General features: G+C 39.6%; 18 protein-coding genes. 5 read left to right on the top strand and 13 right to left on the bottom strand.

Features of this window, described 5'->3' with window-relative positions; all coding sequences use genetic code 11:
- The first annotated feature begins 112 nt into the window (after positions 1-112).
- A complete protein-coding gene (cra, locus tag F8B77_RS03350) occupies positions 113-1,090 on the top strand; it encodes a catabolite repressor/activator (protein ID WP_151653713.1) in 978 nt (325 codons plus the stop codon).
- A 61-nt stretch (positions 1,091-1,151) separates the two neighbouring features.
- On the opposite strand, the gene F8B77_RS03345 is transcribed toward cra, so the two are convergent.
- A complete protein-coding gene (locus tag F8B77_RS03345; protein WP_151653711.1) occupies positions 1,152-2,288 on the bottom strand; it encodes a DUF3103 domain-containing protein in 1,137 nt (378 codons plus the stop codon).
- Between the two features lie 234 nt (positions 2,289-2,522).
- Here F8B77_RS03345 and F8B77_RS03340 point away from each other — a divergent pair, with 234 nt between their 5' ends.
- Entirely contained in the window at positions 2,523-2,999 is a 477-nt protein-coding gene (locus F8B77_RS03340) for a transcriptional regulator (RefSeq protein WP_151653709.1), read from the top strand.
- Between the two features lie 53 nt (positions 3,000-3,052).
- Here the strand turns inward: F8B77_RS03340 and F8B77_RS03335 are convergent, their stop codons facing one another.
- The 12 genes from F8B77_RS03335 to F8B77_RS03280 form a co-directional block, all read right to left on the bottom strand.
- Positions 3,053-4,234, bottom strand: a complete 1,182-nt coding sequence (locus F8B77_RS03335; RefSeq protein ID WP_151653707.1) for a tetratricopeptide repeat protein — start codon at positions 4,232-4,234, stop codon at positions 3,053-3,055.
- Positions 4,231-4,851, bottom strand: coding sequence for an energy transducer TonB (locus tag F8B77_RS03330; RefSeq protein WP_151653705.1), 621 nt, complete (start codon positions 4,849-4,851; stop codon positions 4,231-4,233). Before F8B77_RS03330 ends, F8B77_RS03335 begins: the two co-directional genes overlap by 4 nt.
- Positions 4,851-5,255, bottom strand: coding sequence for an ExbD/TolR family protein (locus F8B77_RS03325; RefSeq protein WP_151653703.1), 405 nt, complete (start codon positions 5,253-5,255; stop codon positions 4,851-4,853). The genes F8B77_RS03330 and F8B77_RS03325 overlap by 1 nt, the downstream gene beginning before the upstream one ends.
- A complete protein-coding gene (locus F8B77_RS03320; RefSeq protein WP_130043539.1) occupies positions 5,252-5,761 on the bottom strand; it encodes a MotA/TolQ/ExbB proton channel family protein in 510 nt (169 codons plus the stop codon). The genes F8B77_RS03325 and F8B77_RS03320 overlap by 4 nt, the downstream gene beginning before the upstream one ends.
- Positions 5,761-7,116 (bottom strand): MotA/TolQ/ExbB proton channel family protein, encoded by a 1,356-nt coding sequence (locus tag F8B77_RS03315; protein ID WP_151653701.1) that lies wholly within the window; start codon positions 7,114-7,116, stop codon positions 5,761-5,763. Before F8B77_RS03315 ends, F8B77_RS03320 begins: the two co-directional genes overlap by 1 nt.
- Before the next feature lies 1 nt (position 7,117).
- Complete coding sequence (locus F8B77_RS03310) at positions 7,118-7,885, bottom strand: DUF3450 domain-containing protein (protein WP_151653700.1); 768 nt, start codon at positions 7,883-7,885, stop codon at positions 7,118-7,120.
- A 101-nt stretch (positions 7,886-7,986) separates the two neighbouring features.
- Positions 7,987-10,086, bottom strand: coding sequence for a TonB-dependent siderophore receptor (locus F8B77_RS03305; RefSeq protein ID WP_151653698.1), 2,100 nt, complete (start codon positions 10,084-10,086; stop codon positions 7,987-7,989).
- Positions 10,087-10,295: 209 nt separating this feature from the next.
- Positions 10,296-11,678, bottom strand: coding sequence for a histidine kinase sensor domain-containing protein (locus F8B77_RS03300; RefSeq protein ID WP_425277977.1), 1,383 nt, complete (start codon positions 11,676-11,678; stop codon positions 10,296-10,298).
- Between the two features lie 22 nt (positions 11,679-11,700).
- On the bottom strand, positions 11,701-12,366 hold the full coding sequence (locus tag F8B77_RS03295) for a response regulator transcription factor (RefSeq protein WP_130046693.1): 666 nt from the start codon (positions 12,364-12,366) through the stop codon (positions 11,701-11,703).
- 91 nt (positions 12,367-12,457) lie between these two features.
- Entirely contained in the window at positions 12,458-13,504 is a 1,047-nt protein-coding gene (locus F8B77_RS03290; protein WP_151653694.1) for an ion channel, read from the bottom strand.
- Between the two features lie 50 nt (positions 13,505-13,554).
- On the bottom strand, positions 13,555-14,028 hold the full coding sequence (locus F8B77_RS03285; protein WP_151653692.1) for a methylated-DNA--[protein]-cysteine S-methyltransferase: 474 nt from the start codon (positions 14,026-14,028) through the stop codon (positions 13,555-13,557).
- 1 nt (position 14,029) lies between these two features.
- Entirely contained in the window at positions 14,030-14,338 is a 309-nt protein-coding gene (locus F8B77_RS03280; RefSeq protein ID WP_151653690.1) for an ArsR/SmtB family transcription factor, read from the bottom strand.
- A 106-nt stretch (positions 14,339-14,444) separates the two neighbouring features.
- Between F8B77_RS03280 and F8B77_RS03275 the strand changes: the two genes are divergently transcribed.
- The 3 genes from F8B77_RS03275 to F8B77_RS03265 all read left to right on the top strand — a co-directional run bounded on the left by F8B77_RS03275 (position 14,445) and on the right by F8B77_RS03265 (position 17,094).
- Positions 14,445-15,365, top strand: coding sequence for a permease (locus F8B77_RS03275; protein WP_122032522.1), 921 nt, complete (start codon positions 14,445-14,447; stop codon positions 15,363-15,365).
- A gap of 197 nt (positions 15,366-15,562) precedes the next feature.
- A complete protein-coding gene (locus F8B77_RS03270) occupies positions 15,563-16,090 on the top strand; it encodes a DUF3087 domain-containing protein (protein ID WP_151653688.1) in 528 nt (175 codons plus the stop codon).
- 125 nt (positions 16,091-16,215) lie between these two features.
- A complete protein-coding gene (locus F8B77_RS03265) occupies positions 16,216-17,094 on the top strand; it encodes an NAD(P)-dependent oxidoreductase (protein WP_151653686.1) in 879 nt (292 codons plus the stop codon).
- The last annotated feature ends 36 nt before the right edge of the window (positions 17,095-17,130 follow it).

Genomic DNA, 17,130 nt, shown 5'->3' with positions numbered 1-17,130 from the left:
TGCTGAATCCTTTCAGCTTTCATACTGAAACGATTCAGCATATAATTCAACTCATAAAATGATTGGATCTGAATTTATATGATCCGACCCACAAAATTTAAGGATCTTACCCATGACATTAGATGAAGTAGCCAAACTTGCTGGCGTCTCTAAAACCACTGCAAGCTATGTCATCAATGGTAAAGCACAGAAATATCGCATCAGTGAAAAGACCCAATTAAAAGTCATGGCTGTGGTTGATGAGCATAATTATCGTCCTGATCATGCCGCTTCTGCATTACGTGCGGGCAGTAGCCGTTCATTTGGTTTAATCATTCCTGATCTTGAAAACACCAGTTACGCCAAGCTGGCTAAACTTTTAGAATACAACTCTCGTAAAGCGGGTTATCAGATCTTAATTGGATGTTCGGATGATGATCCTGAAATAGAAAAAAACGTAGCCCATGCTTTAATCAGTCGCCGTATAGACGCCTTATTTGTTGCAAGCTGTTTGCCCGATGGCAGTGAGTACTATTTAACGATTCAAGAAAAAGGCACACCCATTATCGCGATTGACCGCTCTTTGGATGATGAACATTTTGGCTGCGTGATCAGTGAAGATTTTGACGCGGCTTATGAGCTAACCAAATCGGTCGTTAATGAAAACGTAAAATCAATCGGCTTAATTGGTGCATTACCAGAGTTGAATATTTCTCGTGAACGCCAGTTAGGATTTGAAGCAAAAGCCAAAGAGAAAGGTTTAGCAAGTATCACAGGCTATGGGGAACACTTTAACAGTGAGTCTGGAAAAGCAATTTTTGAACAGTGGGTAAAAGATGACACAATTCCAGATGCGATTATCACAACCTCTTATATTTTGCTTGAAGGGATTTTAGATGTACTCATTGAAAAGCCGGAGTTAATGACCAAAATAAAATTAGGCACGTTTGGTGATAACCGTCTATTGGATTTTTTACCCATTAAAGTTAACTCTTTACCACAACAATTTGAGTTAATCGCAGACAGTGCCTTGGCATTAGGATTGAATGCTTCAGCAAAGCGTTATCAAGCAGGAATAGAGTTAATTCCTAGGAAGATTGTTATTCGCTAATCGTTAATAAAAAGTGACTTAAAAACATTAGCCTTTAAGTCACTGTTATTATAATAAATGACTATTCTGTTTTTTGAATAATTAACGGTGCAAAATCCGCGGTTGCGTTGTTTCCTGCACCTGAATGATCAGTGTATTCCGTGTCTTTCATTATGGTATAAAACACATCAACAAAATCGTCATCATTAACGAATAAATCATCAGGAAGTAATGCAATAATTGCACTCGTCATTTGAGGAATTATCAAATACGCTTGTGCTTCTTTATCTGGTATTGTTGCCAAGAAGTCACTGGCTGCTTTTAAGATGGTTTGTGCTAACTGTTTATAATCCGTTTTATCGTCTTGCTCCATTAAAATGATATCTGCAGCCCCCCAACGATAACGATCCCAAAAAACCATGATCTGATTTGCAGGGTATGATTGCTCTGCGTAATCTAAATAAGGCATCTCAATCACATCAATCGTTGGTTCGTCTCTTTCAGGGCTCACACCAGACACAATGGCGTATATCTCAGCCTTACCTGAGATCCAAGGTTCATGGTCATCTTTTAACTGAATTTTCTTTAAGATAGTGGTATTAATTTCAGTTGGTTCCGCAGCAGATCTTAACATCGCATAAGGCGCTGGCTTCGTTTTTTTACCTGGCTCGCTAGATTGCAATGCTTTAAATTCATCACGCATTAATGCTAGACCAGCTTTCAGCTCTTCGCGGTTATTAGTATCAACCACTAATACTGGGCGATCTGGAATATCGTAAACGTCTAAATAGTGAAGATTACCATCAATATCATAAGCTTCGATGTATTGCCATTCGCTCTCTGCTCCTTCAGGTTCAAAAGCAAACAATGGGCTTTGTCCTGCTTGCCAACGAGCCAACATACTTGGATCAGCTAAACGTAACTCAAGCAATTCATCAGTATATTTTTCTAAACCGCGCGCTTGGATCTCGCTTTTATTCGCAGTGGTCATTGCAGCCATAAAAGTTCGAACCTGCGGTTGAGGCTTAGTTTGAGTTGATAAATCAGATAATGAAGCGCTCATTTGATACTGATTAATGGTACTTTTTAAATTGTTTTCTAATTGTGGAAAAGCACGGCTTAACTCCTGTGCTAAAGCACGCTTAGATACATCATCTTGCGCCGTAGCCAAAGCTGGAGTCATCAAGCAAAATACGAGTAGCGCTGTTAATTTGTTCATACAGCATTCCTTATTTATAGTTATTGTATTGATTTTGAATCCATTCGAATTTGTCCTTACCCCAACCATACCAAAAATGAGACAAAATTAAAGTCAATACTCTAATTTATCTTTTTAATGAGCGGTATCAAAAATAAGACACCGTAAAATTACGAATACAGAGTGAACTCAACTTGGCATTTTGTACAAAAATATACCAAACTATTTTATAAGTGCAGATGAAAAGAGGCAGGAATGACATTAAATACGTGGTTAACTTCAATCTCAGATTGGTATCAAATGGGAAGAACAGGGTCAATAACCATGCTTGAATCACGACTCTATTCAGCTCCTGATTCTGTGTGGGGGCCACATTTGACAGAAAACCAAAGTAAAGCCATTGCTTGTTGGCTAGATGGTTGTTTAAGAGTGTTTGAATATGAAAAATACCAAGATCCAAACAAGGCATATCAAACACTGCAATATATTGCAGCGAAGTTAGAGATGACCGCCTTTTCTCCAACAACAGATATAGAAATAAAAGATTGGGGCTTGAAGCGATTACAACATATCACCGTATTACGTTTAGAGTTTTGTAATCAACAACAAGACCAATCTATTTGGGATAAAGAAGCACACACCTTAATTGATATGCATGTGAAGCTAATGGCAAGCATCTCGTGGAATGAAGCTTATAATGAAGTCAGTCAAAACAACTCAATAAGACACTAAAAAATCTAGATATCTTGTATCTTGACTAAAATTCGCCATCACTTTATCTTTTATCAACTTTCCATTTTTCTCAACTGCGACAGATATTGTATCCACCCTTTTGCTTCATTGGATGGTGTAAAGTCATTGGCTCGTTTTGCATTCACAAGGGCCAATTCTAATTGATTCAATTTATAATAAGCACGAGTTTTCGCTAATGCTACGTCATCGGTTTTATTGTAGTCCTTTACTTTATCAAGGCTTTTTAGCCCTTGTTGATAATGACCTTCTTGGATTTTAAGCTGTGCGACCTGCCAATAATATTGATCATCAAACTTTGCTGCTTTTTTCCAAGCAGTAATTGCTTTATCCCACTCTTTTGCTGCCTGCCAATACGTTGCTTGCGTAACTATGGCTTCTTTATCTGTTTCATACTCAGCTAATGTCGCCATCACTTGCGCTGCTTTTTCAGGAATACCGCGCTGTGCATACAATTGAGCCAACAATTTCAACTCTGATTGACTTAATTCGATTCCCTGTCGCTCTGCAAGAATTAGCGTATCTAATGCATGTTTAGGCTGATTTAGTCGTAATTGAATGCTCGATAATTGCTGCCACCAACCCGCTTGATTTGGCTCTAATACGATCAACGCATTTAATGTTGGAATGGCTGATTTCCAATGCTTTAATTGTAGTTGAGCTCCAAGTTTTAAAACCAATAACTGACGATCATTATTTCGTTCTTTATATTTACCCGTATGTTGATGCTGCTTTAATGCGCTAAGCACCTTTTTCCATTCAGATAATTGATAATGTGTTTGGGCAATTCGAAACCACAAATCCCCTACCTTTTGTTTTTCTGGCACCGTTTTCGTTAATTGATAATAATGCGGTAATGCCTCTGCAAAGCGTTGTTCTGTCAATAACAGATCCGCTAACATACGTTGCGTTATCCACGCTTGTTCATCCACTAATTGCTGACTGTTTACTGCAATTGATAAAGACTTTACCGCAGCCTTACTGTTACCATTTTGCCAATAAAAAACACCTAACATTCGCTGCACATACGCTTTATCATAAGGTTGTGATGGTAAGAGATCAGCGAGAACATCAATAGCTTGCACTATTTTATCTTGCTGCTGCAATTGAATGGCACGCTGTACTTTTGCTGCATTATATTGAGTCAGTTGTTGTGCTTGTGCGAATTCACTAAACATCAAAACAACACTAAAAATAGAGACTATTAATTTCATCATTTTGCTAAGGTAAACTCCAATTTTACGGTTTGCCCAACTTGAGCAATGGCTTTTCCATCCAATACTTTTGGTTGATATTTCCACTTTTTCAGTGCCTTAACTGCTTCTCTTTCAAACATTCTTCTTGGTTTTGCGTCTGTGACTTTTACATCGGTAGGGCGACCTTGCTCATCAATGGTAAATGACATCACAACAAAACCCTCTGCGCCTCTTTTCATCGCTTTTGAAGGATAACGAGGTTCCACACGGTACAAAGGCATGGCCTGCTGATTACCCGTAAAGTCCGCGAAATTTGGCGCGCTGATGGCTAAGCCTGAAACACTTGAATCCAAACCAATCAATGGCATCGAACTTTGTGGTGTTGCCATTGCCGTTTGTGTTTGAGCGGCCATTGGCGTTGCTTGTGGCGGAGGCTCTGGCGCATCAGGCTTTTCAGGCACACGGCGTTGACGGCGCTGCACATCTTGCTCTTGCTCAGCCATTACCATATCAAAGCGGATCGTTTCACTGCTCTCTGGCTTACCCTGAGTTCCGTTATCCACCATCCACGCCATGAAGGTGAATAAACCAACCGTCATAGATATCGCAATTGGCACTGCCAACAATAATCGCCACATTAGTGTTTCTCCGCAGCCAGTGCGATGCCTTTAACTCCCGCATCTTTAGCCGCATCCATTACTTTTACAACCGTCCCGTTATACGCATGTTCATCAGCTTGGATCACTAATGATGCATCAGGTTGTTCTAATAACAAATGCTCTAATGTCGCTTGAACTCGCTCAGCATCCACCATACGTTTATCAATGAAAATATCGTTTGAAGCGGTAATAGCGACAAAGATACCGGCGTCTTTTTGACTCGATACATTACTGGCTTGAGGACGATTTACTTCAACCCCTGATTCACGCACAAATGAGCTTGTTACGATAAAAAAGATCAGCATGATAAATACAATATCGAGCATTGATGTTAAATCTATTTGTGCTTCTTCTTGATTTGAAGAACGACGGCCAAGTCTCATGACTGACTCCTTAATGCTTTTTCTAATTGATGTTCTTTACGACGACATACCTTTGCTAAACGGGCATGAACAAACATACCCGCTAACGCCGCAACCATTCCGGCCATCGTCGGTAATGTAGCGAGTGAAATTCCCGATGCCATCAGCTTAGGTTGACTACTGCCTTGGTTTGCCATTACATCAAATACGGAAATCATCCCAGTAACCGTACCTAACAAACCGAGCATTGGGCATATTGCCACTAGCACCTTGATGAAATTTAAATATTGGTTTAATTGAAGGTGCGCTTCGCTTATCCATCCATCTCTAATGGTTTTTGCATACCAAGATTCATGATCATTACGTTGCTGCCATTTCTCTACCCATACTTTTTTCTGCGCAGGAAAAGTAAAGGCCAAGAAAAACACACGCTCAACCACCAACAGCCAACACATGGCCACAATGGCAGCCAACCACCATAAAATGGGGCCGCCTTGTGTCATAAAATGTGAAAGAAAAGCCGTCATTACGCTGCCATATCCATTGCGTTAGGTTGCGCTACTTTTTCAGCCTGTTCAGCCACTAGCCCTAGCCCTTGCTTTTCAAGAATAGTGCGAATGCTTTCAGCTTGTGAGCTTAAGATATTGTGCGTCAATAACAGAGGCATTGCTGCAACCAGACCTAGTACCGTGGTTACTAGAGCCATTGATATACCGCCCGCCATCACTTTTGGATCTCCATTACCAAACTGAGTAATCACTTGGAATGTTTCGATCATGCCAGTAACCGTACCTAAAAGCCCCAACATTGGTGCTAAAGCTGCTAATAGTTTAAGCATCGACAGGCCTTTTTCTAATCCTTGTTGTTCATCAACAATGGTTTCGAGTAAACGCAATTCCAGAGCTTCTACTGAACGCTGTTTTTCTGCATCATAAACAGCAAGTACACGGCCTAATGGGTTTTTACCCAGTTCTTGTGGCTGTTTTAATTGCTTTCTAATTTGTTGGCGAATAACAAACAATCTCACCCCATTAAAGAGTGAAATAATTAATCCAATCAGTAATAAACCAATAATGATTTTACCAACCACACCACCCGCTTGAAGGCGCTCTTTCATTGTTGGTGTATTAGCTAATTGCTCTAACATAATGCCACGAGACGGATCGCTTGCCATCATGATGGTTTGTTGCCCCTGCATTTCAGACAAAATAGCGAATGTTGGCATAAGTTCTGGCTGTTGAGCGTAGTAAGTAGCAACTTGCTTTTTATTGTCCCACTGCAAGAAACCATCGTCACCAACCAGTGCCATATTACCTAAGCGATAAGCATTTATTGATTGACGATGACCAGAACCATTAATCATTGTTACCGTCGTTGATTCTAACTCTGAGCTCGCATTAACTTGTTGAACCATGGTCTGCCATAAACCTGTTAATTGAGCCATTGAAGGCAAAGACTTAGCCGCAACGATGTCAGAAATTAACTGACGATGTTCTACATTCACAGCTCCTGAAACCGAGCTTTTTAGCTCCGAATCCAAATCCTTTGCGGTTTGTCTTACCACACCAAACAACTCGCCTAAACTGCCCGTTTCTAACTGCAGTTGCTGCTCTAGCGTCGCGAGTGTTTTTTCATTTTTACTAAAGATAGTGCTTAATTCATCACTTTCTTTTTGCAGTTTTTTTCGCTCTGCAATCAATGCATTTCGTTGTGCTTTTAAGCTTTGTTCTGTTTGTTTAAAACCAGACTCTCTTTGTGCGTCATGCTGCTTTTGTGCATGACTTGCTTGTTGTGTCTCTTTCAACAATTCAGAGTTTGCTGTAGCGGCGTTAATAGAAAGACCAAACAGTGAAATCGCTAAAATCAATGGCTTAATAGTCATGTTATTTCACCTCTTTTAGTGATAAAGACACAGGAAGAACCAATAAACTTGGGGCAACTTGCTTATAAGCGACAGAGTAAGCTTTGGCTAACTCATCATTAAATTTAGAATCCAATGATTGCCATTGATGGGTGTACGTATTCCAACTCCAATATTGAGAAGCATCAAGGCGACGAGCGACTAACGAAACACGCCCTAAATGCAGCATATCCGCATCAATTTTCTCATTACTTTCAACCGTAATTTGTGTTTGGTATGTTCCTAACTTTGTGCCGTAATCCATTTCTATCTGGTAAGCTTCAAGAAGTCGACGGTACTTTTCGGCATCGCTTACATCTGCTCTTGTCATCATATGTTCAAGCTTTGCAATACGCTGTAAACGCTCTTCTGTTTTAATTGGCTTATCTTGTTCAACGGCTGTGTTCAGACCAGATAACATTTTATACATTAAAGGAACAACGCCTTGTCTTGTCTCTTTAATGGTATCAATTTGGTCATCTAAACTCGTCATTTCTTGTTGCTGACTATTCACTAAACCAGTTAAGTGATCACGGTATACTGCGAGGTTTTTCACTTCTTCTTGAAGCTGCTCAATCTCTGCTTTATAAGCTAAAGTGGCTTCTGAGCTTTTATCAATTTTTGCTTGGCTCACAGCAGAGGCTGTATTCGATTTATTTTCGATAGATCGTGCTTGTTCAAGCGTGGTGGCCTGAGCGGTTGTGATCACGGTTGCTAATGCAATACCAATACTGGTTCTTAGAATATTCATATTTATCAATTTCTTAGTTCTTTATTTCTTAAAAGAAAGTTTGTATTTGAATAAACGCACTAAAGGGAGACCGAAGCCTCCCTTATTTTTAATGCGCTAAATTAGTATTTAACTTGTAGTGTCGCCATGTAGTTTCGGCCCTCACCAACCACTACACCACTTGCACTACCACCTGCTAGATAATCGGTATCTAATAAGTTTTCTACATTAAATCGAGCAACAAAATCTAAGTTTTCATCGTATTTAATGGTATGAGAAACCCCCATATCAACTCGCGTATACGCGTCCTTTTTAAACTCATTGTTAGAATCGCCGTAACGCTCACCTACGTGATAAACACCAAGGTTGATACCAGTGCCATTAGAAAAATCATATTGAGACCAAATACTTGCACTAAATTCAGGCACATCCGCAGGCGTCTTGCCTTCTAACGCAGGATCATTGTCATACTTTGCATCAAGTAAAGTGGTTGATGCACTTAATGAGAACGCTTCTGTGACATACCCCGTCGCTGCTAATTCAAGACCAGTATGTATTTGCTCACCCACTTGAGCCGTTACTGTATTTGAACCACCGTTAATATCTTCAGTAACTTGCATATTCGATTGAATAATATGGAATAACGCGCCAGAAACATACAAGCTGTTATCTAATAGTTCCCACTTAGATCCCATCTCATACAACTTACCTTTTGCTGGGTCTTGCTCGTTGCCATTATTAATATCAGTTGGGTTATCAATAGTTGCAATTGGTTCAAAGCTTTCAGAATACACGGCATAAATAGAACCATTATCCGCAGGGTGATAAATCACACCGAGCTTAGGAAGAATGTTGGTATAATCTTCCTGCTTACCTTTACTATCTTCTGTTTTATCTACAGCAAAGCGAACACCAGCAAGTACTTGCCATGACTCATTAAATGTCACTAAGTCTTGAAGATAAATACCATAATGTTGACTCTTAGAGTGAGCAACTTCAGTATCATTTTTATAGCTCAAATCACTAGGACGATTAAAACCATCACTACATGTATCTGGAGATGCGTTCTTGCACGACTCAACACTGTCATAAAGCATCTTATAATCGTAATGCAATCCATTAGCACCCACTAACAAGCGGTGATTCATACCTAAGACATCTACATCACCAGTAAAATCAACATAAGCAGTATCAAACGTCCACTCATCATGACGATCAGATGATTTGTAAAATGTATCACCCGTCTTATTTTTATCTAAGTGGATATCTGATTCTGTGCGTTGACGCTCATAAAACTGACGACTAATACCTGTTTTAACAAACCATGAATCAGTTAAGTTTGCAGTTAAACCAACACCATAGTTGGCAACGTCATTATCTGTTTTAGCCCAATTCTGATCTTTAACCGTATTAGGATCAATCACCTCACCAGTAGTTGTATCAACTTTTGACCCATTATCTAAATCACCTAGCTCATTAGTTCTGTCATAATGAGCAGATAACATGATGTCTTCATTAATATCGTAATCAACAAATAAACCACCAACGGTTCGTTCAGTTTCTACATCTGTACCATCAAAACGTGTACGCCATGAATCTTGATTTTCTTGAGATAAAATAACGCGAGCACGTAATGTTTTATCTTCATTCAATGCTCCACTGACATCGGCCATTGAACGAGTATAGTGATTAGAACCGATGTCCTGACTTATTGTAACCTGGGTTTCATAAGTTGGCTTTTTAGATATCATATTAATCAAGCCGCCAGGTGTAGACTGTCCGTAAAGCAGACCCGCAGGGCCTTTTACTACTTCTACACGTTCTAGTAACTCAATTGGCTGGCGGTAATGAGACCAATGTTGAACACCATCGCGTAAAAAACCTGATTTACTTTCCAGCTCAAAACCGCGCAGATAGAAACGTTCACGGTTTGTTGATTTTGAACCTTCCGAAATACTTGAATCATTCTTCAATACCTCACCAAGCGTACTTGCGCGTTGCTCATCAATAAGCTGCTCATCAATAACCGTTACTTGCCCAGGAGTTTCTAATTGCGTCGCTTCCATACGCATTGCTGTTGAGTTTGTATCGGCTTTATAGCCATAATCACGACCAGTAACGACCATGTGCTCATCAGTAGTTGATGTCTCTGTTTCAGCGTAAGCAAGAGGGGTAGACAAAACGGCGCCAATCACAAGAGCCAACTGACTTTTAGAAAACATATTCCATTATCTCCAAGTATTTTTAAAAAGGGTGATAAAAATCTGAGATGGAATATAAATGATAATTGTTACCATTTGCATTAAATTTACATTCTTTGCATTCGTAAATAAATATAATTAAATGCGTCTTTACATTATATAAGACGTAAAAAACGCCTTTATCAAAATAATAAAGACGCTTTAAATAATAAGATAATCTCTCAGTAAACCTAAATAGGAAACAACAGTGAGATCCTCAAACCATCCTCTTTTCTATTCTCAGCCTTCACTTTTCCCTTCATTACTGACATGGCTTCTTTGACTATCGCAAGGCCTAACCCATAACCACCCGACTGTTTATCTCTAGCCGATTCTAAACGGGTAAATGGCGAAAATATGTCTGACAATTGATGTTCAGGAATACCCAATCCATCATCTTCTACGATTACAGCAACATACTCTTTATCTTGCTCTGTATATGGCGTCACGATAACTTGAATCATCGCATTGTCACCAGCATATTTAATCGCATTACCAATCAGATTACTGATAACGCGAGTCACCAAGCGAGGATCTGCCATCACCGTAGGAATAGGTTGTGTGGCTGTCATTTCTAAGCGTTGATTGGGCTTTAAATCGATGCGACGTTGAGCCACTTGAGCACTGCAGTGGCTCTCTAGCATTACCGTTTCCAGCTTTGTGGAGTAACGTGCGTTTTCTAACCGGCTAAACTCTAAGATCTCACCCACTAAGTCATTCATCTCATTGGATTCGTTCTCTAACCTATCCAATAAATGGTGATGCTCGCTGTCTACTTTCTTTCTTAGTAAGTGTAAGGCTAAATTATGTCGAGCTAATGGCGTTCGTAACTCATGAGAAACATCACGGATCAATCTCTGCTGCTTTTCAGCTAAAGTGTGGATCTCATGGGTCATATTATCAAAGTCATGAGCCAATTCACTAAACTCTCGAACCGAATGCCCAATCTCATCCCCCACTTTAACGTCAAAATCACCTTGCGCTAATTTATGACTGACTTCGCGTAATTTAGCTAATGGTTGTTGTAAATAGTGAGCAATAACCCAAGAAAATAACCCGAGGATCAATCCTGAAATAACGAACTTTATAATGCCAAAATAAAGAGGGAAATCTTTTGCCGGATGATACTGATACGGCATTTGAATCACTATCGTTAACCCATCTTTTAATGGAATACCAATAATCGGACGGTTCACTTCATTATCTAATTGCGTATCTAATGGGCGTAAATATTTAAGCTTAAATTCAAAATGAGGATGCATATCACGATGAGTAATTGGTCGTTTATTTTCATCAAGAACAAAAAGATAATACTCTTGTGCTCTCGCCCAATCGGCTAATTCATCCATGTCCCCATCTTCAATCATCACGTTTGCTTGGTCAGCCAAATCTACCATCTTGGTCTGTATCGATGCAGGAATGCGCAACATCGATTTCATTAAGGCAATTTCAGCCAAGCTTTGTAGCGATATGATCAAAAACAAGCTGACTGCAAACGCACTAAATAAACGAAACGCTAATCCATTTTTATGCTTACCTACAAAAGCGGGACAAGTACCAAACCAATGAAACATGTTCATTCAACCTTACCCATCATCAACTATTAACCGTTTTGATAAAGCTATAGCCACGCCCACGAACGGTTTTAATATGTTGTTTAGATAAACCTGATTGCAGTAATTTACGGCGAATATTACTGATGTGCATATCTAAATTGCGATCAAACGGGCACAGCTCTTTTTTAAGGATATTAATTTGAAGATCAGATTTAGACACCACAACATCAGCATTCTTAATCAGATATTGCAGTAGTTCAGACTCTGTTTCAGTCAATGGTAAGCGTAAGAATTGCTCTGCAAGATCTTCCGTTGCTCCCACGTAATTTTGGCGCTGACGCTCTAAGCCGACACGACGTAAAATCGCGGTAATACGCACCAATAATTCAGGAACATTGAAAGGTTTGGCGATAAAATGATCGGCACCAGCCTGCAAGCCATCAAGCATAGAGGCTTCATCGCCTAAAGCAGTAAGCATAAGAATAGGGGTAGCAAAGCGCTGACAAATCCGTCTCGCCACTTGATAGCCATCTAATTTAGGTAGCATGACATCAAGCAAGACAAGGTCAACTGAATGTGTCTGAATAAACTCTAGCGCACTTTCACCACAATGCACGCAATCGACATCGTAGCCTTCATCTTGCAATACTTCTTGTAATAAATTGCATAACGCAATGTCGTCATCAACCACTAAAATACGGGACACGTTTACTCACCAATTAAATGAAAATCGTTCGCATTCTAATCTTGAGAAAAGCCTTGTGCAATAGAACTTTTTACAAAACCCTCAATAACCTTTAATTAAGTATGGTTTTCTGCCAATTTAAATCCACAATACGTTCATCTGCAATGTAATAAATCACATCACCAGAAGCCAATTGCGTTTCCAAACTTGGGTTAACTTTACAGTTCTGATCTTTTTGTTGAGTTGCAATAATCGTCGCTTCATGTTGTTTTTTGAAGGATGAATACACCGATTCCAAACTAAAGCTATCAAGCCCCTTAGGTACTTCAACGGAATATTGAGTTTGCCCCTCGTGAGCACTGACTAACTCAGAGTGAATAAAGCTTGAGCCCTTATCCATCACTGATTTTGCGACTAATTCTGTTGATAATGATGAAATACACTCAGAGTTTGGGCAGTACTTATGCAACAAATCACGCTTAATTGAGTCTTCAAAGTGAGCGACTAAATGCGCATCGCTGTTTTGCTCGGCAACAAACAAACTAATGGTTAACGTTGCATCATCCAAATCGGTATCAACAATCACTGCGCTGGCTTTTGATAAGTTTGAGCGTTCCATTTCTGTTGCATCAGTAAACGAATTCACTCGTACAAAATGCACATCAGCACCAAATGGCGACTCTTCATATTCACAAGACACCACGACAACTTCACGGCGACCTTGCTCTTCACGCTTTAGCATTTCAATCAAATGAGGGGTTCTGGCACTGTTAATTCCAATAACAATAATGTGATTTTCTAAGTTCAAATTTTGTTTCCCTCTTCGGTTTGTACGCCAAAAATCAGTAAAGAAGACCGCTATTCGACCCACAGACAGTGCAAATAGTCCCACACCACATGGAATAATAAACAAGGCAGAAAAAAGTCGACCATGATCGGTTGTTGGGCTTAAATCACCATACCCTACGGTACTACTGGTGGTAACGATATAGTAAAAAAAACTGGATAGGTTATCGGTTAAATGAGGTTCATTAGCCAAGGTTAACCCTAGCCAACTTAACGCGACGTAACTGATAAGAAGGAACATCAGCGTATACATATTAATCGCCATAAAATGCTTATTAATTACGTTAGCAATGACTTTTAATAGTGCGTGCATGCTTATTCCTTCCCTGTCCATAATTTCGATCAGTGTAGCGTACTACAAAATTAACGTACACCTTCTAGATCTAATAATGTTTGTTTGATGTCAACTCCACCAGCGTATCCCGTTAGGCTGCCATTTTTACCAATCACACGATGACAAGGAACGATAATCGAGATAGGATTTTTACCATTAGCACCACCAACCGCTTGAGACGCCTTTGGGTTACCTACTGCAATAGCAAGATCTTTATAGCACCAAGTTTCACCGTAAGGGATGGTTGTTAGTGCTTTCCATACCTTATTTTGAAACTCTGTGCCATTTGCCGCTAAAGGAATTGAAAATTCACGGCGTGTACCTGCAAAATATTCTTGTAACTGAGTGACAGTTAATTTCAAAATAGGGTGCTCATCTGCTTGCGTTCCAAAATCACTAAGCTCCCTAGCATGGCTCTCATACCAAACGCCTAACAAGCCATCATCATTACCATTAACCGTAATCATCCCTATTGGGCTGTCAAATTGAGTATACACATTCATTTTATTGCTCCTCGTTACCACACGTTTCATCAAAGCAACATTCGTCTTGTAAAAAGCCTATCACTGAGGACAGCTTCTCATATTCAGCCACACAAAACAGAGTTCTGCCTTCACGACGCTGCGAGATTAGCCCTGCAGAGGCCAAACCAGATACATGATGAGACAGCGTAGAACCCGGAATATCCAATTTTTCTTGAAGTCCGCCTACGGCTATTCCTTGGTATCCCGCTCTCACTACGCTTTTATAAATGGCTAAACGTGTTGGATGGCCTAATTCTTTCAGTGCCTTAGCAACAATCTCGATATCCATGATACGTCCTCATTAAATTTATATTTCGATAATACTAGAAATAACTTGATCACGCTATTCCTTAAGCGTATATTTCGACTATTCCAGAAATATAGAGATTTAAATTATGTTTACAATTACACAAGATATGGTGATGGACACCTTAAATATGTTCGCGTTTTTAGCGGCAGAATTAACCGTACTATTCCTATTAATTAGCTACCTTGTTGGCGTCTTACAGGAATACATTCCACCAGCGAAGATTCAAAGTATTCTGAGTGGCAAAAATGGCCGAGGCTATATTGTTGCCGGCTTACTTGGTGCAATTACTCCGTTTTGCTCATGCTCAACCATTCCTTTTTTGAAAGGTCTATTAAGAGCTAAAGCTGGTTTTGGTACGATGATGGTGTTCTTGTTTGCAAGCCCACTATTAAACCCAATCATTATTGGACTATTCGCTGTCACCTTTGGTCTTAAAGTGACTGTGTTCTACTTTGCAATTGCAATGGGTGTATCCATTATTGCAGGTTACACCTTAGAAAAACTGGGCTTTGAAAAATACGTAAAAGAAAGCGCGTATATCGCACCTGAATCAAAAGGCTGTGGTTCAACCTGTGGCGCTGCGAAAAAAGCACCTCAAAGTAAATGGATGAAAATTTGGAACAGTACTTGGACTGATTTTAAGAAAGTATTGCCTTATTTAATTGGTGGTATTGCTCTTGGCTCAATGATTTATGGCTTTATGCCAACAGAATTCGTTGCTCGTATCGCAAGTGAAAATAACCCATTTGCTATCCCAGTTGCGGCGGTCATTGGTATTCCTCTTTACATTCGTGCTGAAGCGGTTATTCCACTAAGTGCAGCACTAGCAGCAAAAGGAATGAGTCTTGGTGCTGTAATGGCGTTAATCATTGGCAGTGCAGGAGCAAGTTTAACCGAAGTAATTTTGCTTAAATCTATCTTCAAGAATCAAATGATTGCAGCGTTCTTAGTGGTCATTCTAGGTATGGCAATTGGTGCAGGCTTCTTGTATCAATTTATCTTCTAAAGATTAAGAACCTTAAAAATAATACGCAATACTAACAAAGCCATATCATTCAATTTGATATAGCTTTTTGTCTTTAACATCATCTATTTCTTGATAAAACTTTGATGACACTAACGGTTACTCTTTCTTAATTCCAATTTCATTTCGTTTTGCACTACACTTGGTCTTCTACTTACTTTAAATCGAGAAGAGGTACCATGAAGATCTTAACTATAGACAAAGACACTTATCGTAAAAAAACTAACTTGGTCATGGTAGGTTTTGTTGGCTGCCTTGCCGTATTAGCCATTTTATTTGGTTCGATTCTTATTGCATTATTTGGCTCAGAAGGCATTACGGAATCAGGTTCTACTGGCAATTTTCATCTCAATGTTCTTGGTGTTATCTTAGCGGTCATAGCAAGCTCTTTTATCATGAATAAAGTCAAAAGCCATCCCTATTTTAATGAGATAATGTACGTATGGAAATTAAAACAAGTCCACAATCGTATCTATCGTAAGCTGGCAAAAATTAAAGAAAAAGCGGCAAGAAATGATCATGATTCACTGTTGATCCTCGCTTTCTACTACACCACCCAACAACAAGTATTCACCTTAGATAACAACACCCTTACCATTACTGCGGTTCAAAAAAGCTTAAATGAAGTGTATGAACAAGCAGCAGAGATGAACCTTACGCTTAAGCTTGATGATTTTACTGTCGACTTGCTAAATAAATATCAGTAACAAACACAACGCATCATTAATTAATTTCATAACAAGATTACAAGCAATCTCAATATTGACCTATGTCAAATGGTTACAAGCTGTGTTTTAATCGCTAATAACAACAGCACATAATAAGGAATGACATGGAAATCACTAACGTTAGCTTCATTGGCTTAGGCGTAATGGGCTATCCAATGGCTCGCCATTTAAAAAATACAGGCTTTTCAACCACGGTATATAACCGCACTGAAGAAAAAGCAAAGCAATGGGCTGCGGAATACCAAGGTCAGTCCGCCGCTACTCCTCGTGAAGCCTCTGAAGGCTCAGACATCGTTTTTGTTTGTGTGGGTAATGATGACGATGTTCGTAGCGTGATTTATGGTGACGATGGCGTACTTGCAGGCCTAAAACCTGGCGCTATTTTAGTTGATAACACCACCACATCAGCCACTCTAGCGGTTGAACTGGCGAAAGCGTGTGAAGCACAAGGTAATCAATTTATTGATGCGCCAGTCTCTGGTGGTCAAGCCGGTGCTGAAAACGGTGTATTAACCGTGATGTGTGGAGGTAATGAAGCAGCATTCAATATCGCAAAACCTGTGATTCAAAGCTTTGCTAAAGCGATTACTCTTCTTGGTGAAAATGGTCAAGGGCAACGTTGTAAAATGGCAAACCAAATCTGTATCGCAGGTGTGTTAAAAGGCCTAAGTGAAGCACTAATTCTTGCTGAAAAAGCCAATCTAGATATCGATCTGGTGGTTGATACGCTAAAGCATGGCGCAGCGGGTTCATGGCAGATGGAAAACCGTGCAAGTACCATGGCACAAGATAAATTCGATTTCGGTTTTGCCATTGATTGGATGAGAAAAGATCTTGGCATTTGTCTAGATGAAGCAAAAGCTCATGGGATTAAACTGCCACTCACAGAAGAAGTCGATCAAGAATACAAAAACCTGCAAGAGCAAGGGTTAGGTCGAATGGATACGTCTGTACTAATCAAAGCGGTTAAAGCAAAAAGCTAATACCAATTTAATGTAGATAAGATACAAAAAAGGAGA

Origin of the sequence: Aliivibrio finisterrensis (genome assembly GCF_008933155.1) — a bacterium.
GTDB classification, from domain to species: domain Bacteria; phylum Pseudomonadota; class Gammaproteobacteria; order Enterobacterales; family Vibrionaceae; genus Aliivibrio; species Aliivibrio finisterrensis.
Note: the sequence above shows the minus strand (reverse complement) of the source record. Positions and strands in the feature narration are given on the sequence as shown.